Source organism: Streptomyces sp. WM6372 (genome assembly GCF_001279655.1).
GTDB lineage: Bacteria > Actinomycetota > Actinomycetes > Streptomycetales > Streptomycetaceae > Streptomyces.
In genome coordinates this window covers 38,932-60,046 of the sequence record NZ_LGDB01000202.1, presented here as the reverse complement: position 1 = coordinate 60,046, position 21,115 = coordinate 38,932, and the positions used below count along the sequence as shown (strand labels likewise).

The following is a 21,115-nucleotide window of genomic DNA, read 5'->3' as shown; positions in this document are numbered from 1 at the left end:
TGGACACGGACCTCGTCCTGCGCCGCATCCGCGGCACCTTCGCCGCGCTGCCGCCCGCCCGGCGTTCGCTGCTCGAACACCTCTGCGTGTACGACTGGTTCGATCCGGACATCGTCGAGTACACCGCCGATGCGCTCGGGGTCCCGGCCGACAGCGGGCCGCTGGTGCGGCTGCCCGTGATCGAGCCCCGCCCGATGGCGCCGACCGAGGAGTTCCGGCTGCGGACCCTGCTGCGCAAGGACCTCCTCGGCCGGCTCGGCGAGGAGAACGACGCGACGCTCAGACGCGCGCACCGGCTGGCCGCCGCGTACTACCACCAGCCGCTCGACCCGTTCAACACCGACAGGATCGGCTGGTACGTCGAACAGGTCCGCCACCTGGCCTGTTGCAATCCGGACCGGGCCCTCAACCGGCTGGCGGCCGTCTCCCACACGGCCCTGCTCGCCGGCCATCCGGAGGCGGCGAGCCGGGCGGCGGCCGCGGCGCTCAGGTCGGGGGCGGACACCCGCGAGCTCACCCTGCTGGCGGAGGTCGTACGGTCCGTCGCGCTGATCCTGGCCGACCAGGCGGAGGTCGACGGCCGGGCGATCGTCCGGCTGGACGGACTGCTGGCCGGTTCCCGGCCCCCGCGCGACCTGGCCGCCGCGCGGATCGGCCGGCTCGCCCGCGACCTGGTCACGTACTACAGCGAACGCCGGGCCCCCGCCCCGACCCTGACGGCGGCACTGGCGCTGGAGGCCGGGCGGAGCCCGGAGCGGCGGGGCAGGCCGGAGGTGTCCGCGAGCCTGTCCGTCGCGGAGGAGTTCGCGCACTTCCCGCACACCGTCATGCGCCGCGACCACATGGTCAAGGTGGTCGGCCGGCGCAGGGCGCACCACTCGATCACCTCGACGCTGCACGCCTCCGGTGACCAGAGCACCCACGCGGTGATCGACATCTTCCCCTGGAACTACGGCGAGACGCTGGACAAGCTCGACATCAGGGACGCGAACGGCGGGGTGGTGCCCTCACTGAAGCAGATCGAGGTGCAGTCGTACATCGCGAACGCGGTCTCGTTCTGGCTCGGGAACGACAGCACGGATGACAGCGGGGACGACGGCGACGACGACGGCGACACCGGACCCGGACGCGGACGCGGCACCGAGGCCCACGCCTCGCACCGGGAGATCTCCCTCGCCCTCAGCTCCGCCGTGCGGAGCCGCCAGCACGACACCGTCGCGACGCTGCTGGCGACGGCGACCGAGACCACGGGCGGCGAGCTCGGCGCCCGGATCCTCGCGGCCACCCGCTACCTCCCGCTGGTCGCCGAGTTGGACACCGCGTACGGCACCTCCCGGCGACTGCACTACGGCTACGACGGCACATGCTCCCTGCGCCGCCACGGGCTGCTCGGCGTTTCGGCGGAGCTGGAGCTCTGCCTGCCGACCGAGGCCCGCAACCAGCTGGCCGTCCCCACGCCCGAAGGGGTCGAGCTGGCCGGCATCGGGACGTCCGACGCGCGGTGGGCCATCGAACCGGCCCATGCCCCGGCCGACTGGGAGGACGAGGCCCCGCAAGGGCTGCCGGAGCAGTTCGTCGTCCGCTTCGGGGAGTCCCGGGCCACGGAGTCCGCGGAGGGCGAGGGGCCCGCGGGAGAGGGGGCCCACCGGGTCGAACGCACCATGCTCCGGCTGTACTACGTGCCGCGCCGCAAGGACGTCCTCCGGGTCATCTGGGTCAACCTGTTCTGCCTGCTCGTCTGCCTGGCCGCGACGATCCTGGAGCTCTTCGTGGAATACGCGGAGTGGTCCGGTGTGATCCCCGTCGCCGTGGTCATGGCCAGCCTCCTGGAACAGATCCAGAACCGGCGTCAGCATCCCTCCGGCAGCGCCGAGGCACTGCACACCTACGCGAGCCGCCGGCTCAACCTGATCAACGCCACGGGCATGGTCGCCGCCCTGCTGGCGACCTCAGCCCTCTCGGTGGGCACTCCGGCGGTGTCCCTGTCGATCACCATCTCCTCCCTCGTCGTCTGCCTCGCCTCGACCGGCGCCCTGCTCGCCTCCGTCCCCGGACGCCGGCACCCCCTGGAGGCCCGTGCCGCGTCGCACGCCCTCGACTAGTCGTACCGTGATGTCATACGGGGAAGCAGGCCGCGAGGGCGGCGGAACGGACCCGGGCGGACGCATGAGCACACCCCAGTCGGGCGCGGAGGCGGACCACGCCGGTCGCCCGGAGGAGGGGAGGCACGCCGACTGGCTCGAACTCTTCCTCGACCTCGTCTTCGTCGCGCTCGCCTCCCAGCTCGCCCACCGGTTGCACGGCGATCCGAGCCTGCGCGACTTCGCCGTGTTCCTGGGGCTCTACTTCCCGCCCTGGTGGCTGTGGATCAACCTGATGGTCTCGGCGAACCTGTTCGTCGACAACGGCCCCCGGCGCCGGCTGCTCATGCTGTCCGCCATGCTCTGCATCGCCGTCATGGCCTGCGCCGTGCCCGAGGCCGACACCGACCGCGGCTCCGTCTACGCCCTCGGGTACGCCGGCACCCGGCTGGTGCTGCTCGGACTGTGGTGGCCGGCCACCAGGTACCCCGAACCCCTGCGCGTCCCGCGCTGGCGCCCGCTGAGCTACTGCCTGGCCTCGGGCCTGCTGTGGGCCGGGTCCGCCGCGGTGCCCGCGCCCTGGCAGTACGTCGTGTGGGCGGTGCTCATCGCCGCGGAGATGGTGCTGCTGCTCAGCGCGCGCGGCCGCGGGCTGCCCGCCCGGCTGGACACCGGGCACATCGTCGAACGCGTCGGCCTCTTCGTCATCATCGTGCTCGGCGAGTCCGTCATCGCGCTGGTGACCTCCGCCGACCACACCTGGACCCTGCGGGCCGGGGTCGTCGGCGTCCTCGGCTTCGTACTCCTCGCCGCGCTCTGGTGGTCGTACTTCGACTTCGGCTCGACCTCGGCCGAGCTGATGCTCGCCAGGGCCGACGACCGCCAGGCCTACCTGCTCGCCCGCGACGTCGGCGGCTTCCTGCACTTCTTCGTGACCGCGGGCGTCCTGTGCATGGCGGCCGGGCTGGCCACCGCCGTCGAGGACGCCGACCACGCCCATCTGCCGACCGGCGCGGTGTGGGTCCTGGCCGGCGGCCTGGCCCTGTACCACGCGGCCCACGCCGCCATCGCGCTGCGCTACGGCCGCCCGCCGGCCTCCGTCGCCGTGTGGGCCGTTCCCGGTATCGGCATCCCCCTGCTCGTGGTCCGGGCCGCCGGGTACCTCGCGCCGTGGGTGGTGGTCCTGCTGCTGGCCGCCGAGGCGATCGCACACCTCTTCTACGCGCGCACGGTGCAGCGCCACCGCCTGGCGGCGGCGGCAACTCCTTAGGCGGCCACGGGCAGGAGCTCGGGGCGCTTCGCCGTACGGGCGTCCCCGGAGGAGCGGCCGCGCAGCCGCCTGCCCAGCCAGGGCCCCAGGAACGCGGCGGCCCAGCGCAGTTCGGCGGCGACCGTGGGGCGGGCCGCCCGGTCGGGCGGCAGCGGGTGCGTCCAGGAGTCGTCGCTGCCCGGCAGGCCGAGGGCGTGCGCGAGCGAGGCGGCGATCCGCTCGTGACCGAGCGGACTGGCGTGCAGCCGGTCCGCGCTCCACAGCCGGGGGTCGGTGACCACGGGATGGTGTCCCGTCTCGACGACGACCGCTCCGTGGCGCCCGGCGGCCGTGCGGATCCGGTCGTTGAGGGCGCTCACGCGCGGGGCGAGCGGGCGGGCGAGCGGGGTGATCCGCGCGAGGTCCGGGAAGGTCAGCGTGAGGACCCGGGCGCCTTGGGCGGTGAGCGCGGCGAACATCGCCTCCAGGTGGCCGGCGACCTCGTCGGCGTCGAACCGCGGCCGCAGCACGTCGTTGACCCCGGCGACCACGGTGGCCAGGTCGGGGCGCAGGGCGAGCGCGGGGCCGAGCTGTTCGGCGCGGACCTGCCCGGCGAGCCGGCCGCGGACGGCGAGGTTGGCGTACCGGACGCCGGGGTCGTGGCGCGCGAGGTGCTCGGCGAGCCGGTCGGCCAGCCCCCGCAGGCCGGTGGTGTCGTCGCCGTCCCCGAGTCCCTCGGTCTGGCTGTCGCCGAGGGCGACGTACCGCTGGTACGGGTGCTCAGCGCGCGGCACGGGCCGCCTCCCGTTCCCGCAGGACCGCGATCGTGCGCTCGCACCAGTCGCGGTTGCCCTGCTCGAAGGCGAGACCGCGCAGGCAGGTCAGGTACGGGCCGATGCGCTCGCCGTGCCGCAGAAAGTCCTCCTCGGAGCGGTCGCGGCGCATGGTGCGCAGCAGGCCGCCGAACAGGTCGACCTTGGCCCGGGCGAAGGCGGCGCGCTCGGTGAGCTGCGCGACGAGCGTCGCGGTGTCGACGTGGTCGGCGGCCTGGACCTTGACGATGAGGTCGTCGCGGATGGAGGAGGGCTTGGTGGCGGAGGCGGTGAACCGCTCCAGCTCGGCGAGTCCGGCGCCGGTGACGGTGAACAGGCGCTTGTTGGGCCGGCTGTCCTGGACCACTTCCCGGCCCGTGATGAGGCCGTCCTGCTCCAGCCGGGTCAGCTCGGCGTAGAGCTGCTGCGGGAGCGCGTGCCAGAAGTTCGCGACGCCGAGGTCGAAGGCCTTCGCCAATTGGTACCCGCTCAGCTCCTCGTCCAGCAGCGCCGCCAGTACGGCGTGGCGCAAAGCCATCGGTTCTCCTCCTTCTCGCCCCTGTTTCCGGGGTCGCCCCTGTGCACGGACACCCTTCGCATGATACTCAAGAAACTGACTAATCACATTGATGAGTAGAAGACCCTCAGGGAGAAGCCGTGACCGCAGCAGACCGCTTCCGCGCCGCCGTCGACAGCCGTGACCTCGCCGCCCTGGAGGCCCTGTTCACCGAGGACGTGCGCCTGTACAGCCCCGTGAAGTTCACGCCGTTCGAGGGGCGGCCGATGGTGCTGGGGCTCTTCGGGGTGCTGCTGCGCACCTTCGAGGACTTCCACTACGTCGGGCAGTACGCCGGCAGCGCCGAGACGAGCGTCGACGGCTCCGTGGCCCCGTCGGAGGTCCTGCTGTTCCGGGCGACGGTGAACGGAAAGGCGATCCACGGCATCGACCTGCTGCACTTCGCCGACGACGGCCGGATCAAGGAGTTCACGGTGATGGTCAGGCCGCAGTCCGCGGTGCACGCCTTGGGCGAGGCGGTCCTCGCCGGGCTGGTCGCCGACGGTCTGGCCCCGGCTCCGGCCGGGGGGTCCGCCCCTCGTTAGGCTGCCGGGGCAGCCAGCGCCCGTGACGCACGCCCGGAGGAACCGGTGGACATCCGCTCGGCCCAGCAGCTCGCCTGGGACAACAAGCTCGCCAAGGGCTTCAACACCACCGACGTGCCGCTGGAGTTCGGGCTGCTGACGGCCGAGGTCGGCGAGGCCTTCACCGCCTGGCGCAGGAAACTGCCCGACTTCGGCGAGGAGCTCGCGGACGTGCTCCTGTACCTCGTGGCGCTCGCCGAGATGAACGGCATCGACCTGGAGTCCGAGGTGGAGCGGAAGCTGGCCAAGAACCGCGACCGCGTCTACGTACGGGACGAGCGGGGCGTCCTGCTGCGCGTCGAGACGCCGGGCGGCGCCGGCGGCACGGGCGAAGAGACGGGGAGTTGCTGATGACCGGCACGACGAGAGTGGCCCTGGCCACGTCGGCCCCGGGCCTGGCCTGGGACTCCGACCTGCCGCTGATGCTCGAAGCACTGCGCGCCCGCGGGGTCGACGCCGTGGCGGCGGCCTGGAACGACCCGGACTTCGACTGGTCGCGGTGCGCGGCGGTGGTCATCCGCTCCACCTGGGACTACGCCGCGCGCCGGGCGGAGTTCCTGGCCTGGGCCGACGCGGTGCAGGGCGCGACGCGGCTCGACAATCCGGCCGCTCTGGTGCGCTGGAACACCGACAAGCGGTACCTCGGGGAGCTCGCCGGCCGCGGCGTCCCCGTCGTGCCCACCCGGTTCATCGCCCCCGGCGAGGCCCTCGTCCTGCCCGGGGACGGCCAGTTCGTCGTCAAGCCGACCGTCTCGGCCGGCGCCCGCGACACCGCGCGGTACGCGGAGCACCACCACGAGGCGGCCGCCGGGCACGTCGCGGCGCTCCACGCGGCCGGATCGACCGCGATGGTGCAGCCGTACCTGACCCGGATCGACGAGGGCGAACGGGCGCTCGTCTTCCTCGGCGGCTCCTTCAGCCATGCGATCCGCAAGGGGCCGGTCCTGACCGACGTCGGGGGCGTCGACAACGACCGCGTGCCGCATCCGGACCTGGTGCCGCACCGGCCGTCCGCGGCCGAACTGGCCCTGGCCGAGGCCGCGCTGGCGGCCGCGCAGGGGGCGCGGGCCCTGCTGTACGCGCGGGTCGACATCGCGACGGCGGACGACGGGGCGCCGGTCGTGATGGAGCTGGAGCTGGTGGAGCCCAACCTCTTCCTGGGCCACGGCGAGCACGGGCTGCGGCGCTTCACCGACCTCGTCCACGAGCGCGCCACGTGATGTGAGCGGCGACGGGCAGGTGGTCGCTGCCCGTCGCGGGCAGCGACCGGATCCGTGTGACGGTCGCCGAGCGGGTCAGGACCTGGTCGATCCGGGCCACTGGCAGCGAGGCGGGCCAGCTGAACGCGAAGTCCCGGCTCGGCGGGTCCATGCGCGAGGTGACGGGTTCCAGTCCGCGGTCGTCCACGGTGCTGTTGAGGTCCCCGAGCAGGATCAGCGGGTCAGTCGGCTCGGCGGCGATCACGGCGCCGAGCAGTGCGGCGCTCTCGTCGCGGCGTGCGGAACCGAAGCCGTGCGCCGGGCTCAGGCGGACGGAGGGCAGGTGCGCCACGTACACGGCGACTTCGCCCCGCGGTGTGCGCGCGGTGGCGCGCAGCCCGCGGTTCCAGTCCTCCCCGAGGCCGGCCGGCCTGATGTCCACCGGCCGTACGTCCGCCAGCGGGTGCTTCGACCAGAGTCCGACCGTGCCCGACACCGCGTGGTACGGGTACCGCGTTGCCAGCACCGCCGCGTACGCCGGCTCGGCGGCGGGCGTCAGCTCCTCCAGCGCGAGGAGATCGGCGCCGGTACCGGCCAGGGCGCGGGCGGTGCCGGCCGGGTCGGGGTTCTCGTCGCTGACGTTGTGCTGGACGGCAAGGAGACCGGGTGCCCGGTCGTCGCCGGGGAGCAGGTGGCCGCCGAACAGGGCGAGCCAGGCGGCGGCGGGCAGCAGCGCCGCGAGCCCGGCCACGGCCGAGCGGCGCAGCAGTGCCAGGGCCGCGAGGACCGGCACGGCCAGGCCGAGCCAGGGCAGGAACGTTTCGAGCAGGCTGCCCGGACGGCCCGGCAGCGCATCGGGCACCGCGCCGTGGAAGACCAGCAGGCAGGCGAGGAGGACCGCGGCGCCCGCGAGGACCCGCCCCCGGCCGCGCCGCGACCGTGACCACGACCACGACCGCGGCCATGACCACGCCCCGGCCCCCCGACCCGCCCCCTGCTCGGCCACGCGCCCCGCTCCCTACCGGCTCCCCGTCCCAGGTCGCACGGCTACGACGACGCCCTGCGCCGTGATCCGGTTCCCGTACCCGGCGTGCGGCCGGGGACCGCGCTGACCCGGGCGAGGACCAGGACCGTGTCGTCGGTCGCCGCATCGGGCAGCAGATTGGCGAGGATCCGGTCGGCCCCCTCCTCCAGCGAACCCAGCGGCGCGCGCAGTTGATCGCGCAGGGCGTCGATCCCGGTGTCGATGTCCTGGCCGCGGGCCTCGACGAGACCGTCGGTGTACAGGGCCACGGTGGCACCCTCGGGAATCTCGACCTCGATCGCCCGGTACGGTACGCCGCCCACCCCGAGCGGCACCCCGAGCACGTCGCCGATGGCGTGCACGGTCCCGTCCCGGTGCCGTACCAGGGGCGGCGGGTGGCCGGCGTTGGCGATGCGGGCGCGGCCGGTGTGGGGGTCGTACAGGAGGTACAGGAAGGTCGCCCACTCGATGCCGGCCTCCTGCGCGCAGGCGTCGAGTTCCTGGAGCAGGGCGGCGGGTTCGGCGGTGTGCCGGGCGAGCGTCTTCGCGGTGATCCGCAGCCGGCCCATGGCCGCCGCGGCCGGTACGCCGTGTCCCATCACGTCGCCGACGACGAGGGCCACCCGGTCGTCGGACAGGGTGATCGCGTCGTACCAGTCGCCGCCGACCTCGGTGCCGCGGCTGCCGGGCAGGTAGCGGTGGCTGATGTCCACGTACGGGCCCGCCGCGGGGGCGCTGGGCAGCAGGGCCCGCTGCAGGGTGAGGGCGATGTCCCGGACCCTGCCGTACAGCCGGGCGTTGTCCAGGCACAGGGCGGCCCGGGAGGCCAGTTCGCCGGCGAGGCCGAGATCCTCCTCGGCGTAGGCCGGGCGGGCGGCGGAGCGGCCGAACATGGCGATGCCCTGCACCGTGCCGCGCGCGATGAGCGGTGCCATGAGGATGCAGGTGAGCCCGCTCTCCAGCAGCAGCTGCGCGCGCTCCTGGTGCACCACGGTCCGGGTGGCGAAGTCCTCGTCGACCGTGAAGCAGACGGGGCGGCCCGTGCTCAGCATCTGGTGGATATTGGATCCTGGCGGGTACGTGACCTCCTCCAGACCGCTGACGAGTTCGACGGCGGGTTCGGGGAGGGTGGTGCCGGAGGCGATCCGGCGGGTGGTCACGGGAAGCGCCGGGTCGAAGGCCTCGTTCTCGTCCATCCACTCCACGAGTTCGACGACGGAGGCGTCGCAGAACTCCGGGACGACCGCGCCGACCAGCTCGCGCGCGGTGGTGTTCAGGTCCAGGGTGGTGCCGATGCCCGCCGCCGCCCGGTCGAGCAGGGCCAGGCGCTGCCGGGCGGCCGTCGCCTCCAGGATCGCCTGCTCGCGGTCGGTGACGTCCAGCAGCAGTCCGCCCACTCCGCGCCGGGTGTCACCCGCGCCGGTGAGCGGGAAGAAGCTGACCGAGCGCACCTGGTCGCGGTCGGGGTGGCCCGGTGTGCGCAGGCCCACGAGGGTGCCGACGACGGTCCGGCCCTCCTGCGCGACGGACCGCAGCATGCGCTGGTACTCCCCGCCGTCCGAGGTGATCATGACGTCCGCCATCCGGCGGCCCAGGTGCGCGTCGAGCGGGATCCCGTCCATGTCGGCCAGGGCCTGGTTGAGGTGGACGTAGCGCAGCTCCTCGTCCAGCATGACCAGGCCGATCGGGCAGGTCTCGAAGAGGGAGTCGAGGAAGGACAGGTTGGTCTTGACCCGGTCCAGCTCGTCGCCCCGGCTCGCCAGTCCGATGACCACGGAGGCTCCGGAGGCCCCGGTCATCGGGAAGACCCGGAAGCCGCAGTCGAACACGGAGCCGTCCCGGTGGAGCGCGGGCAGCCGTACGCGCCAGTAGCCGAGGGCCCGGGCGCGCTCCGCGAGGTGCGCGGCCGTGCCGGGGCCCTCGCCGGGGGCCGGCTCGGGGAAGAGGACGGCCGCGGGCCGGGTCAGCACCGACCCGGCCTCGTGGCCGAAGAGGTTCTGAGCTCCGGGACCCCAGTAGCAGACCCTGTCCTCGTCGTCGATGCCGAAGACCGCCACCACCACGTGTTCCAGCAAGGACCCCGGTTCGGACCGGATCGGGCCGGGGTCGTCCACGCCCCCCAGCCGGTCCGCTGGCATCGGCAGGCCCCCTTCTGCGCGCGTCTCGTCGCGCGTGGCTGACCGGCGCCCGCGCGGCGGACACGGGCTGCCCCCTCAATTCTGCCCGTCATCGGGGAGGACGACATCACGGCGCCGGACGGGAGCCGGCCGGTGACCACCGGTGACGGGTTGCCCTCGGTCCGGTGACCGGGCAGGTCAGGGAGGGTTTCCCGGCCGGGCCCGCCGATGGGCGACGGGAAACCCGTCGACCCCCGTGGGCCGCCGGGCAAGGCTGAAGACGTCAGCACGCCGGGACGTCGGGACGACACGACGTCCCCACGTCCCGACGTCAACACCGAGGCAACCCAACAGGGGGACATGATGCGCAAGATGATCCGCGGCGCCGCCGCGCTCGCCACCGCCGCGGCGGCCGTCGTGGCACTGAGCGGCTCGGCCGACGCCAAGCCCGCCGACGACTGGGCCGGCTGTCCGTACGGGTCGGTCTGCATCTACCCGCAGGACCAGAACCCGGCCGTCAAGCCGAGCCACGTCTTCACCAGCTACGGAGCCCACAACCTGAGCAACCAGTACGGCCGCCACTGGGTCCTCAACAACCAGTACGGCGGGGCCACCGCGAGCCTGTGCACCGGCTACGACGGCAAGGGCTGCGGATCCCCCATCGCCCAGGGCACGGGGGTCTACGCCGACCTCGGGCCGATCAACTCGATCACCCTCAATCGCCCGTAACCGGGCACCTGTTCGTGGTCTTCCGGTGTCGCCGCTCCCCCGGCGCCACCGGAAGACCGCTGCACTGCGCGTTTTCCGCCACGCCGACGCGACGCGCGTTCCGCCGTCCGACCCCCGCGGTAGCCTGGGACGTTCCATCTCACGACCTGGGCGCGCTGTGCCATGGGGGATGCCGTGGGGGACCCGGACCGCGGACGCGACACCGATCACCACACCGATCACCAGCCCGATCCACCCGCAGCGGCCGCAGCCGCCGGATCCGCCGCGGCCTTTCCCGCCCAGCTGCGGCGGCTGCGGGTGCAGCGCGGTCTGTCGCTGGCCGACCTGGCCCGTCGTACGCACTACAGCAAGGGCTACCTGAGCAAGATCGAGACCGGCGCCAAGCGCGTCACCCACGACGTCGCGCTGCGCTGCGACCGGGTGCTGGAGGCGGGGGGCACCCTCCTCCAGCTGGTCCCGGAGGCCGAGGTGCCCAAACCCCGCACCGCCGCGCAAGCCGCGCAGTCGCAGTCGCAGTCGCAGTCGCAGTCGGCGGGCGAATGCCCCTACCGCGGCCTCGCCGCGTTCACCTCGCGCGACGCGGCCTGGTACTTCGGCCGCGACCGGGTGACCGCCGCCCTGGTCGAGCGGGTCTTCGAACGGATCGGCAGCGGCCCGCTGGTGCTCGTCGGCCGGTCGGGGGCCGGCAAGTCCTCCCTGCTCAGCGCGGGTCTCGTACCGGCCCTGCGGCGCCCCGGCGGGTTCCCGACGGCGGGCGCCGACGGGTGGCCGGTCGTACGGTTCACCCCGACCGCGCATCCGCTCCAGGAGCTGCTGGACAGCACCGCGAAGGTGCTGGGCGGCGATCTCGGCATCACCGTACGGGAGCTGCGCGACCGGCCGCAGCGGCTGCTCGAAGCCGTCCGCGCACGGGCGGACGACACCCCGGACGGGGCCGCGGAGGACCGGCCGCCCCCCGTACGGCCGGTATTGCTCGTCGACCAGTTCGAGGAACTCTTCACCCTCTGCTCCGACGAGGACGAGCGGCACGGCTTCGTCCGCGTCCTGTGCGCCCTGGCCACGGCCGGGCCGGAGCCGAGGGCGCCCGACCCGGCCGTCGTGGTGCTCGGCGTACGGGCCGACTTCACCGGCAGCTGCCTGGACCTGCCCGGACTGGCCGCGGCCTGCACCGAAGGGCTGTTCGTCCTCCCGCCCATGTCGGTGGCCGAGCTGCGCGAGTCGATCACCCGCCCGGCGGAGCTCGCCGGGCTCACCCTCGAACCGGGCCTGGTCCCCCTGCTGTTGCGCGACGCGGGCTTGCGGGAGGAGCCCGCGGCGGCCGCCGGCGCCGGGGCGGCCGCGCCCGGTGACACTCCGTCGGGTGCGCTGCCGCTGGTCTCCCACGCGCTGATGGCCACCTGGCAGCGGCGCGCCGGCGCCACCCTGACCGTCGCGGGGTACGAGGACACGGGCGGCATCCAGGGCGCGGTCGCGCACACCGCCGAGAGCGTGTTCGCCCGCCTGTACCCGGAAGAGCAGCGGACGATCCGCCGCATCCTGGTGGCACTGGTCCACGTCGCCGACGGCACGGGGGCGACACGGCGGCGCACGGCCCGTACCGAACTGATGGATCAGCTCGCCGGCGCGGACCGGGCCGCGGTGGCCCTCGACGCGTTCGTCCGGGCCCGGCTGATCACGATGGACAGCGACACCGTCGAGATCACCCACGAGGCCCTGCTGCACGCCTGGCCGCGGCTGCGCGGCTGGATCCACGCCGACCGGGACGGGCTGCTGCTCCACCGGCAGCTGGCCCACGCGGCCGAGGAGTGGGAGCGCGAGGGCCGCGATCCGTCCGTCCTGTACCGCGGGAGCCGGCTGGGCGCCGCCGTCACCTGGGCCGACGAACTCGACGGCGGGAGCCGGCTCGGTCCCCGGGAAGCGGACTTCCTGCGTGCGAGCCGGGCCGCCGAGGACGCGCGGCGGACGCAGGCCAGGCGCCAGGTGCGGCTGCGGCAGCGGATGCTGGCCCTGCTCGTCGTCCTGCTGGCCCTGGCCCTGACCGCCGGGGCGGTGGCGTACCGGCAACGGGCGGGCGCCCTCGATCAGGAGCGCACCGCCCGGGCGCAGGCCCTCGCCGGCCGGTCCACCTCCCTCGCCGCCGGCCGCCCCGAGGACTCGATGCGGCTCGCGGAGGAGGCGTACCGCACGGAGGCGAACCCCGAGTCGCGGGGCGCGCTGCTGAGCACGCAGTCCCAGCCGTTCCTCGCCCGGCTCGGGGGGCACGGCGGACCGGTCAACGCGGTGGCGTTCGCCCCGGGGAACCGGCTGCTGGCGAGCGCCGGTTCCGACGGGAAGGTGCTGCTGCGGCGGGTCGCGGACCGGCGGACGACGCTCACCCTGACCATGCCGGGCCGGGTCCGCGCGATCGCCTTCGGGCCCGACGGCCGAACCCTCGCGGCGACGTCCACGGAAGGGCCGGTCCGGGTGTGGGACACGGGCGGGCACGGCATCGCGGTGCTCCCCGCGCAGACGGCGGACGCCCGGGCCGTGGCCTTCGCGCCCGACGGGCACACGCTCGCCGTGGCGGGCGCCGACGGGACGGTCCGGCTGTGCGATCCCGCGGGCGGCGGAGCGGCCGTGACCGAACTGGCCGGGCACGCCGGGAGGGTCAACGCCCTGGCGTACGCGCCGGACGGCCGGACGCTGGTGTCGGCGGGCGCCGACCAGACCGTACGGCTGTGGGACCCGGTGGCGGGCCGTCAGATCGCCGTCCTCGCGGGGCACACCGGCGAGGTGCTGGGCGTGGCGTTCGCGCCGGACGGGCGGACGGTGGCCTCCGGGGGCGTCGACCGGACCCTGCGGCTGTGGGACGTGGCCGAACGCCGTACGACGATGGCGCTGACGGGGCACAACGACGACATCAACGCGGTCGCCTACACCCCGGACGCCGCCACGGTCGTCAGCGCGGGCGGCGACGGCACGACCCGGCTGTGGGACGTGCGCAGCGGCCGGCCGGTCTCGACGCTGGCCGGGCACACCGACTACGTGCTCGGGGTCGCGGTGGATACCGGCGGCGCGCTGCTGGCCACCGCTGCCTTCGACCAGTCGGTGGTGCTCTGGGACCTGCGGGGTGCGGTGCTGACCCCGCGCCCGTTCACCGAGGTCTGGCATGCGGCGTACAGCCCGGACGGGAGGCTGCTGGCCACCGCGGACGCCGATCACACGGTGCTGTTGTGGGAGGTGGCCGGGCGGCGGGTGGTCGGGACGCTCGCGGGCCACACCGGGACGGTGTTCTCGGTGGCCTTCTCGCCGGACGGCCGGCTGCTGGCCTCGGCGGGCTCCGACGGGACGGTCCGGCTCTGGGACACCGCCTCCCGTACGCCGTTGGGCACGTTGACCGGTCACGGCGGGATCGTGTACGCGGTGGCCTTCTCCCCGGACGGGCGGATGCTGGCCTCGGCCGGTTCCGACCGGACGGTCCGGCTCTGGGACGTGGCCTCCCGTACGGCCCTGGACACGCTCACCGGTCACACGGACTTCGCGAACGACGTGGCGTTCAGCCCGGACGGCCGCACGCTCGCGAGCGCCGGCGACGATCTGACCGTACGTCTGTGGGACGTGCCCGGGCGGCGGCCGCTGGCCACGCTGACCGGGCACGCGGGCGCGGTGCGGGCCGTCGCGTTCAGCCCGGACGGGCGGACGCTGGCGAGCAGCGGCAACGACGGCACCGTACGCCTGTGGGACGCCCGGCGGTGGGGGGCCGGGGCCGAAACCGTGCTGTCGGGTCACACGGGCTCCGTCCGCGCCATCGCCTTCTCCCCCGACGGCCACTGGCTGGTCAGCAGCGGCAACGACCGTACGGTGCGGCTGTGGGACCTGGCCGGGCGGCGACTGTGGGCCGCCCTGACGGGCCACACCAGCGCGGTGTGGGGCGTGGTCTTCTCCCCCGACGGGCGGACGGTGGCCAGCAGCAGCAACGACGGAACGGTGCGCCTGTGGGACCCGGATCCCGGCGCCCGGCTGGCGGCGATCTGCCGGCTGCGCGCGGGCACCGCGTGGCTGAAAAGCGCCCCTGCCTGCACGTTCTGAGGCGGCTGGTGCACGAGCCGTACCCGGGGGGCACGTACGATCACAGCCCGCGGACTTGACCGCCCCGCGGCGGCGAGTTCGCGCGCTGCGACAGCTAGAGCCTTTCCATGACCCGTAGTTGAGGAACACCGTGCGCCTGCCTTTCGACCGACGCCTGACTCTCAGTGCCGCCCTGCTCGCCGTCGTGGCCGCAGGGGTGCCGGCGACCGCCGCCCACGCGGCCGCGAACCCCTTCTCCGCCCCGGCGGCGCAGACCGCCGCCGCGGCGCCCGCCCCCGCGCCCGATATGGAGGCCGTGACGCAGGCGTTGAAGAACACCCTCGCGGTCGGTGCCCCCGGCGCCATGGTCCGCATCACCGGTTCCGGTGCGCCGCTGACCAGTGCGGTGGGCGTCCAGGACCGGACCACGGGCGCGGCCATGGACGTGAACGGCCGCTTCCGGATCGGCAGCGTCACCAAGTCGTTCTCCAGCGTCGTACTGCTCCAGCTGGTGGACGAGGGGAAGCTGAGCCTGGACGCCCCCGTCAACAAGTACCTGCCCGGGCTGCTGCCCGACGACCGGATCACGGTCCGTCACCTGCTCACGCACCGCAGCGGGTTGTCGGACTACACGAACGCGATGTTCGACAAGACCGTGCCGGGCTTCGAGGCCGTCCGCAACAAGGTCTTCACCTACCAGGAGCTGGTCGCCCTCTCGCTGCGCGAGCCGCGCACGACCGAGCCGGGCGTGTCGTACCAGTACTCCAACACCAACTTCGTGGTCGTCGGCATGCTCATCGAGAAGGCCACCGGGCACGGCGTGGCCAAGGAGTACCAGAGCCGCATCATCAAGCCGCTGAAGCTGAAGAACACCTCGTACGTCCACCCCTCGACGGAGATCAAGGGCGCGCACCTGCACGGGTACCTGCACCCGGACGAGGCGGGGGCGCCGCTGGTCGACTCCACCGAGCAGACGGTGTCCTGGGCGCAGTCCGCCGGTGCGATGATCTCGAACGCGGCCGACCTGAACACCTTCACGTCCGCACTGCTCGGCGGCAAGCTGCTGAAGCCGGGCACGCTGGACGCCATGCTCACGATGACCCCGACGGACGCCGCGAAGACCCGCTTCTACGGGCTGGGCCTGCGCCGCTACGACCTGTCGTGCGGTACCTCGGTGTACGGGCACACGGGCACGGTGCAGGGCTTCTACACGTACGCCTTCTCCACCCGTGACGGGAAGCGCAGCCTGGCCGCGGTGGCGAACACCTCGAACAAGGGCGAGGCCAACACGGCCCTGGGCGGCACGCTCGAAGGCGCGTTCTGCGGGAAGAAGACCCCGGCGCCGGCTCCGGCCGCGGCTCCTTCTGCGGCCCCCGCCCAGCGCAGCTTCGCGCTGCTCCCGGCCCTGACCGCGACCGCGGCCCCGGCCGAGCAGGACCTGCCGGAGCACGGCTCGCGCTGACCCGGCGGCCCGACCCGGCCCGTGCCGCTCGGCGGATTTCCGCCGAGCGGCACGGGCCGGTGTTCAGGCGGTGACGCGGATCTTGGACTGTCCGTGGCCGAAGTGCTCCCAGTCCTCCATGAACCGGGCCTTGAGCCCGTGCCGGGACGCGAGGTCGACCAGGGTCTGGGTGCGGTAGTAGAAGTCCTCCCGCAGGACCTGGTGCTCGGTGCCCTCGGTGCGGTCGAAGGTGAAGTCGAAGAAGCCGCCCGGGGCCAGGATCCGGCCGACGTGGGCGAAGCACTCCTCGATGATCTCCATCGGCGAGTGGGAGAACACGCTGTGGGCGTGCACGACGTCGAAGTACGCGTCGGGCAGGAAGTCCAGCGTGAGGTCCTGGGTGAGCGTGAGGTGCGGCAGCTTGCCCTGCAGCTCCTGGCGGGCCAGCGTCTGCTTGGCGGATATGAGGATGTCGGGCGAGATGTCGATCCCGTAGTAGTGGCCGGGGTCGAGGTGCTCGATGAACCGCCATCCGGCGCGCAGGTTGCCGCAGCCGATGTCCAGCATCGTGTGGTGCGGGGCGAGCCCGTGCTCCGCGAGGTAGTCGAACTGCATCTTGCCGAGGGCCAGCCAGCGGTCGTGCGTCTGGCTGCCGACGGCGGCCTCGGGGTTGCGGGCGGTGTCGGAGGCCATGACCGCCCGGTAGTAGCCCACGTGGTCGGGGTGCTTGAGCCGCAGCCAGCTGTCGCGGGCGGCCCGGCGGACGTACGGGCCGATGCGGGCGGGGTTGCGGGCCGCGTAGCGGACCTTGTGGGTGAGGGTGGTGCGGTTGGCGACGAGGTTCTTCTTGGTTGCCATGGGAGGTTCCTCCGGAGGACGCGGTGGAAGGGGCCGGAACGTGGCGCTCAGCCGAGGCGGCGGCGGCGCAGCAGGGCGGCCGTCAAGGTGACGAGGGCCAAGGCGAGGAGCAGGTAGACCGTGGTGTCGATGCCCTGGAAGGTCCAGAAGTCGGAGCTGGGGTACACCTTGTGGACCCGGCCCGTGAACCCGTGCTCGTCCATGCACCGGCGCAGCTCCTCGCCCGAGAACAGGCAGTTCTCCAGCGGGTGCTGGGCTCCGTCGGGCGTGAGGTAGCGGTATCCCGCGGACCAGGCGCTGCCGATGAGCTGCTTCGGCGTCATCCCGGCGGTGACCCGGTCGACGGGGGTGACGAAGTCCCGGCGGAAGAAGGTCAGTACGGCGGCCGCGGCGAGGACCACGGCGAGGGTCAGGCCCATCGCGGGGAGCGTACGGCGGACCAGCAGGCCGATCGCGGTACCGGCGGCCAGGGCGAACAGGGCGCCGGCGACGGCGGAGGGGCCGGACGCGTTGAGGATGTACGGGTCGTGCCAGTACACGCCGTCGTACATGTTGGAGATCGGCGCCCACCACCAGGCGATGAGTCCGGCGACGGCGGTGGAGAGGGCGACGGCGCAGAGCGCGGCCAGGCCGAACCGGGCGGCGAACCAGCCGCGGGCGCCGGCGTCCTGGGTGAGGACGACCTTGATCGTTCCGCTCTCCAGCTCGCGGCCGATGAGCGGGGCTCCCCAGAACATGCCGATGGCCGCCGGGAGGGCCAGGCCGATGGCGCCCAGGGTACGGATCCCCCCGTTGCTCTCGGTCATGGCGTCGTAGGTCTCGGGCGGGCAGCTGCCGTTCCAGCCCTTGCACTGCGAGAGGTCGTAGCCGCTGATGGCCTCGATCAGGTCCGCCCGCCCCAGCGCGACCCAGACCGTGAGGCCGGTGACCAGCAGGGCTCCGGCGAGGATGAGCGGGCGCTGCTGGCGCCAGGCGAGCCACAGGGTGCCGGTCATGCCGCGGCCTCCGTTGCGTGTGCGGCGCTCTGGGGCGCGGAGCGCAGGTGGGCGAGCAGGAGCTCTTCGAGGGAGGGCGTGGCGGTGATCCAGCGCTCGTCGACCCCCGACGGGAGGGACGTGCCGGGCGCGTTGCGGACCAGCGCGGTCAACTGGCGGCCCGTGGTGGTGGCGTGGACGACGGCGCCGCGGTCGGCGCCGCGCGGCAGGCCGTCCGGGGTGTCGGGGTCGGCGCGGCCGGTGAGCCGGGTGTACGCCTCCCGCAGGTCCTGGGTGTCGCCGGCGAGCCGGATCCGTCCGCCCTGGAGCAGCAGGACGTGGTCGCAGACGTTCTCCAGCTCGGGCAGGACGTGTGAGGAGATCACGACGGTGATCCCGCGGTCGGCGACCTCGGCCATGAGCAGGCCCGTCATCTCGTGGCGCACCAGCGGGTCGAGGTCGGCGAGCGGTTCGTCCAGCAGGAGCAGGTCGGCCTGTTTGCCGAGGGCCAGGGCCAGTGCGACGCGGGTGCGCTTGCCTCCGGAGAGGGTGCCGATCCGGGTCTTCGGCGAGATCCCGCCCTCGCCGACGATGCGTTCGGCCTTCGCCTGGTCCCAGCGGCCGGGGCTGAGTCTGCGGCCCACGGTCAGCATGTCGGCGACGGTGAACTGCGGGTAGAGCGGCTTGTCCTGGCTGACGAAGGCCGTCCGGGTGCGGGCGGCCCGGGTGCCGGGGAAGGCGCCGAAGACGCGCATCTCTCCGCTGGTGGGCCGCAGCAGGCCGGTCATGAGGTGGAACAGCGTGCTCTTGCCGGCCCCGTTGGGGCCGACGAGCGCGGCGATCCGGCCCGCCGGCAGTTCGAAATCGCAGTCGTGCAGGGCCCGGTTCCCCCGGAAGTTCTGCCCTATCGCGGTTGCCCGGAGCGCCGGTTCGGCGGTCGGGTCGTTCACGTGGTGTCCTCTCGTGACGGTCGTTCCGTGCCGGCCCGCGCGGACCCCGCCGGACCCCGCGGCCGCGCCGCGGCCTCGGCCAGCGCCGCTTCGACGAGCGCCAGGACGTCCTCGCGCCCCAGCCCCGCGGCGTGTGCCCGGGTCACCCAGGCGACGAGGTCGGCGCGCAGCGGCGAATCGGCCGCGGCCTCGGGGCGGGAGAGCGAGCGGGTGACGAACGTGCCCTGCCCCGGGCGGGGTTCGACGAGGCCCTCGCGCTCCAGCTCGCGGTAGGCCTTCAGCACGGTGTTGGGGTTGATCGCGGTGGCCTCCACCACGGCCCTGGCGGTCGGCAGCCGGTCGCCGGGTTCCAGGACGCCCAGTCGCAGCGCCTGTTTCACCTGGTTGACGAGCTGCAGGTACGTGGCGACACCGCTGTGCCGGTCCACCTGAAACTCGATCATGCCTCTGCCTCATTCCACTAATGCCTTAGTGGAATGGTGCAGCGCGGGGTTACGGTCCGTCAAATCGTTGCCCGGCTCCTACCTGATCAAGTAGTCCGCAGGCGGGGCGGGAGGCGGGGCGGGGTGCGGGGTCCCGGCTTGGGCGGGCGGCTCGGTGCGGCCGTCAGATCGCGGATGCGGTCGGTGAAGTCCGGGTCGGGCAAGGGGAGTTCGAGATCGTCGTCGACGTAGCTGACGGCGGCCGACACGTAGTCCATGACGGCCTTGACGGTGCCGGTGCCGCGCCCGGTCCCGGCTCCGCCGGGCCGCAGCGCCCGTAGGACACGCAGGGTGGTGGGCAGGCTCGCATCGGCGGCGAGGTCGCGCTCCGCGCCGTCGAAGACCACCGTGGCCGCGTCCTGCGCGTCCGACGGGCCCAGGGCATCCGACGGGCCCGGGGCGTCCCGTACCTCCGCCGCCCGCCCCGTGGCGGTCGGCGCCGTCTGGCGGCGCCACCAGACCGCCTCGTGGTTCTCGCCGAGCGCGAGGTGGTGGAGGTAGAGGCAGTACGAGGCGATCGAGTCCCCGGCGCCGGCGGCGTACTGCCACCAGAAGCGGGCGGAGTCCTCGGCGTCGGTGAGCAGCAGGATGCAGCCGAGGACGCGGGCCCCGGAGGGCTGGGGCAGTTTGTGGGTGAGGAAGTCGCCGAGCGCGGTGACGGCCGTGCCCGTGACGGCCGTCTCGCACAGGGCCTGGAGGTCGCGGGCGGCTCCCCGCATGTCCTTCTGCGGTTCGCCGGCCGCCGCTCCGAGCGAGCGGGCGACCGCCCCGTGGTGGGGCGCGCCGCCGGTGTCCGCGATGTCGGCGGGTGCGCGGGAGGTGGTGTGGAGACGGGCGCGGGCCAGCAGTTGGTCAATGGTCGAGGTCACCGGAGACCTCCTCCTCGGTGGTGGTGTCCGGGTACAGGGCGGCGTGCAGATTGCGCTTGGCGTGCCGTGCGGTGGACCGTACGGAGGCCAGGGAGACGCCCAGTTCGTCCGCCGCCCGGGCCTCCTCCAGTCCGCACAGGTACAGCAGGACGATCACGTCCCGCTGCATCGGCGCGAGTTCCCCGACGGCACGGAACAGGGCCATCGACTCCTCGACCTGCCCGATCGGGTCCGGGGCGAAGCCGAGGGCGACCGTGTCGAAGGCGGCCTCGACGAGGGAGGGGCGGCCGTTCTCCTTCGGGGCGCGTTCGAGCACGGTCCGGCGCAGCAACGGCCACGCGAACCGCTCGGGGTTCTCGCTGGCGAGCGCGTCGTGCCACAGCATCAGCAGGAGCGTGAAGACGTCGTCGACCGCCTTCTCGACCAGGCCGCTCCGGCGCAGGAACGCCGAGGCGTAGCTGGTGTAGTGCGGGCGGTGCATCTGCTGGAAGGCCCGGAAGTCCAGCGGGGCCGAAGTGGTGGCGGTGCGGTGGCGGGCGCCGCCCTCGTGGAGGCAGTCCTTGATCCACGAGGTGCGCTTGCCGATGTCCTGGGCCGCGATCACCCAGCGCAGCCGCATGGTGTCGTACGGCAGGCCGGGCCGCTCCAGCGCGAGGAGCACCGTACGGACGAACACCCAGCGGGGGTAGCGTCCGACGGCCCGCAGCAGTTCGGAGATGTGCCCCTTGTCCCGGCCGGTGCGTGTCTGGAGCTCGTCCAGCGTCACTCCCCTGCCGTGGATGGCCTCGCGCAGCGGCTCCAGCCAGGCGCGGTGCGCCGGTCCGGTGCCGTCGGTGATGGGACCCAGCGGCCGGCCGGGCTTGCCGCGCCGGCCCGGGGGGAGGTCCTGGGGTGCCGAGTGGAGGTTCATCCCCGCGGCTCCTCGTCCCGGTCGGGGACCTGTGCGGCGGCCCGCTCGCGGCGGCCCTCGGCCACCCCGGTGCCCGCCTGCACGATCTGCTGCACTCCCAGTGCGACCGACGGGATCAGGGCGGTGACGGCCGCGACGGGCTGTCCCGCCACCACCATCACCACACTGAAAGCGAAGATCGCTAAGAGCGCCACCACGGTGACGATCATCCGGTTGTTCTTCATCGCGCCGTC

Annotated in this window: 19 protein-coding genes; 8 read left to right on the top strand and 11 right to left on the bottom strand. The window is 73.6% G+C overall.

Annotated features, from left to right (window positions below):
- Positions 1-86: 86 nt before the first annotated feature.
- Together ADK52_RS25955 and ADK52_RS25950 are read left to right on the top strand one after the other, a co-directional pair.
- Entirely contained in the window at positions 87-2,102 is a 2,016-nt protein-coding gene (locus ADK52_RS25955) for a hypothetical protein (RefSeq protein WP_053692243.1), read from the top strand.
- A 64-nt stretch (positions 2,103-2,166) separates the two neighbouring features.
- Positions 2,167-3,351 carry a low temperature requirement protein A gene (locus ADK52_RS25950; protein WP_053692242.1) on the top strand — a complete coding sequence of 395 codons (1,185 nt, stop codon included), beginning with the start codon at positions 2,167-2,169 and terminating at the stop codon, positions 3,349-3,351.
- On the opposite strand, the gene ADK52_RS25945 is transcribed toward ADK52_RS25950, so the two are convergent.
- On the bottom strand, positions 3,348-4,124 hold the full coding sequence (locus ADK52_RS25945; RefSeq protein ID WP_053692241.1) for an SGNH/GDSL hydrolase family protein: 777 nt from the start codon (positions 4,122-4,124) through the stop codon (positions 3,348-3,350). The genes ADK52_RS25950 and ADK52_RS25945 overlap by 4 nt on opposite strands.
- The gene (locus tag ADK52_RS25940) at positions 4,111-4,680 is read right to left on the bottom strand and encodes a PadR family transcriptional regulator (RefSeq protein WP_053692240.1); all 570 of its coding nucleotides are present in this window, start codon (positions 4,678-4,680) and stop codon (positions 4,111-4,113) included. The genes ADK52_RS25945 and ADK52_RS25940 overlap by 14 nt, the downstream gene beginning before the upstream one ends.
- A gap of 119 nt (positions 4,681-4,799) precedes the next feature.
- Here ADK52_RS25940 and ADK52_RS25935 point away from each other — a divergent pair, with 119 nt between their 5' ends.
- From ADK52_RS25935 to ADK52_RS25925, 3 genes are read left to right on the top strand one after another with little or no spacing between them, the layout of a single operon-like run.
- Positions 4,800-5,243 carry a nuclear transport factor 2 family protein gene (locus ADK52_RS25935; protein WP_053692239.1) on the top strand — a complete coding sequence of 148 codons (444 nt, stop codon included), beginning with the start codon at positions 4,800-4,802 and terminating at the stop codon, positions 5,241-5,243.
- Positions 5,244-5,288: 45 nt separating this feature from the next.
- On the top strand, positions 5,289-5,633 hold the full coding sequence (locus ADK52_RS25930) for a MazG-like family protein (protein WP_053692238.1): 345 nt from the start codon (positions 5,289-5,291) through the stop codon (positions 5,631-5,633).
- A complete protein-coding gene (locus ADK52_RS25925) occupies positions 5,633-6,502 on the top strand; it encodes an ATP-grasp domain-containing protein (RefSeq protein WP_053692237.1) in 870 nt (289 codons plus the stop codon). Before ADK52_RS25930 ends, ADK52_RS25925 begins: the two co-directional genes overlap by 1 nt.
- Here ADK52_RS25925 and ADK52_RS25920 read toward each other — a convergent pair.
- Together ADK52_RS25920 and ADK52_RS25915 are read right to left on the bottom strand one after the other, a co-directional pair.
- Positions 6,471-7,364, bottom strand: coding sequence for an endonuclease/exonuclease/phosphatase family protein (locus ADK52_RS25920; protein WP_053692258.1), 894 nt, complete (start codon positions 7,362-7,364; stop codon positions 6,471-6,473). The two genes, ADK52_RS25925 and ADK52_RS25920, sit on opposite strands and share 32 nt — an antisense overlap.
- 164 nt (positions 7,365-7,528) lie before the next feature.
- Entirely contained in the window at positions 7,529-9,643 is a 2,115-nt protein-coding gene (locus tag ADK52_RS25915; protein ID WP_053692236.1) for a SpoIIE family protein phosphatase, read from the bottom strand.
- A 339-nt stretch (positions 9,644-9,982) separates the two neighbouring features.
- Here ADK52_RS25915 and ADK52_RS25910 point away from each other — a divergent pair, with 339 nt between their 5' ends.
- The 3 genes from ADK52_RS25910 to ADK52_RS25900 all read left to right on the top strand — a co-directional run bounded on the left by ADK52_RS25910 (position 9,983) and on the right by ADK52_RS25900 (position 15,860).
- A complete protein-coding gene (locus ADK52_RS25910) occupies positions 9,983-10,351 on the top strand; it encodes a hypothetical protein (RefSeq protein WP_324615942.1) in 369 nt (122 codons plus the stop codon).
- A 174-nt stretch (positions 10,352-10,525) separates the two neighbouring features.
- Positions 10,526-14,419 (top strand): helix-turn-helix domain-containing protein, encoded by a 3,894-nt coding sequence (locus ADK52_RS25905; RefSeq protein ID WP_267887290.1) that lies wholly within the window; start codon positions 10,526-10,528, stop codon positions 14,417-14,419.
- 130 nt (positions 14,420-14,549) lie between these two features.
- On the top strand, positions 14,550-15,860 hold the full coding sequence (locus ADK52_RS25900; RefSeq protein WP_053692235.1) for a serine hydrolase domain-containing protein: 1,311 nt from the start codon (positions 14,550-14,552) through the stop codon (positions 15,858-15,860).
- A 63-nt stretch (positions 15,861-15,923) separates the two neighbouring features.
- Here ADK52_RS25900 and ADK52_RS25895 read toward each other — a convergent pair whose 3' ends face one another.
- From ADK52_RS25895 to ADK52_RS25865, 7 genes are all read right to left on the bottom strand, one after another.
- Positions 15,924-16,697, bottom strand: a complete 774-nt coding sequence (locus tag ADK52_RS25895; RefSeq protein WP_053692234.1) for a class I SAM-dependent methyltransferase — start codon at positions 16,695-16,697, stop codon at positions 15,924-15,926.
- A 47-nt stretch (positions 16,698-16,744) separates the two neighbouring features.
- A complete protein-coding gene (locus tag ADK52_RS25890; protein ID WP_053692233.1) occupies positions 16,745-17,692 on the bottom strand; it encodes an ABC transporter permease subunit in 948 nt (315 codons plus the stop codon).
- A complete protein-coding gene (locus ADK52_RS25885) occupies positions 17,689-18,621 on the bottom strand; it encodes an ABC transporter ATP-binding protein (RefSeq protein WP_053692232.1) in 933 nt (310 codons plus the stop codon). Before ADK52_RS25885 ends, ADK52_RS25890 begins: the two co-directional genes overlap by 4 nt.
- Positions 18,618-19,064, bottom strand: coding sequence for a GntR family transcriptional regulator (locus ADK52_RS25880; protein WP_053692231.1), 447 nt, complete (start codon positions 19,062-19,064; stop codon positions 18,618-18,620). Before ADK52_RS25880 ends, ADK52_RS25885 begins: the two co-directional genes overlap by 4 nt.
- 86 nt (positions 19,065-19,150) lie before the next feature.
- Positions 19,151-19,972 carry a hypothetical protein gene (locus tag ADK52_RS25875; RefSeq protein ID WP_053692230.1) on the bottom strand — a complete coding sequence of 274 codons (822 nt, stop codon included), beginning with the start codon at positions 19,970-19,972 and terminating at the stop codon, positions 19,151-19,153.
- A complete protein-coding gene (locus ADK52_RS25870) occupies positions 19,956-20,882 on the bottom strand; it encodes a sigma-70 family RNA polymerase sigma factor (protein WP_053692229.1) in 927 nt (308 codons plus the stop codon). Before ADK52_RS25870 ends, ADK52_RS25875 begins: the two co-directional genes overlap by 17 nt.
- Positions 20,879-21,106 carry a hypothetical protein gene (locus ADK52_RS25865; protein WP_053692228.1) on the bottom strand — a complete coding sequence of 76 codons (228 nt, stop codon included), beginning with the start codon at positions 21,104-21,106 and terminating at the stop codon, positions 20,879-20,881. The genes ADK52_RS25870 and ADK52_RS25865 overlap by 4 nt, the downstream gene beginning before the upstream one ends.
- Positions 21,107-21,115 lie beyond the last annotated feature (9 nt).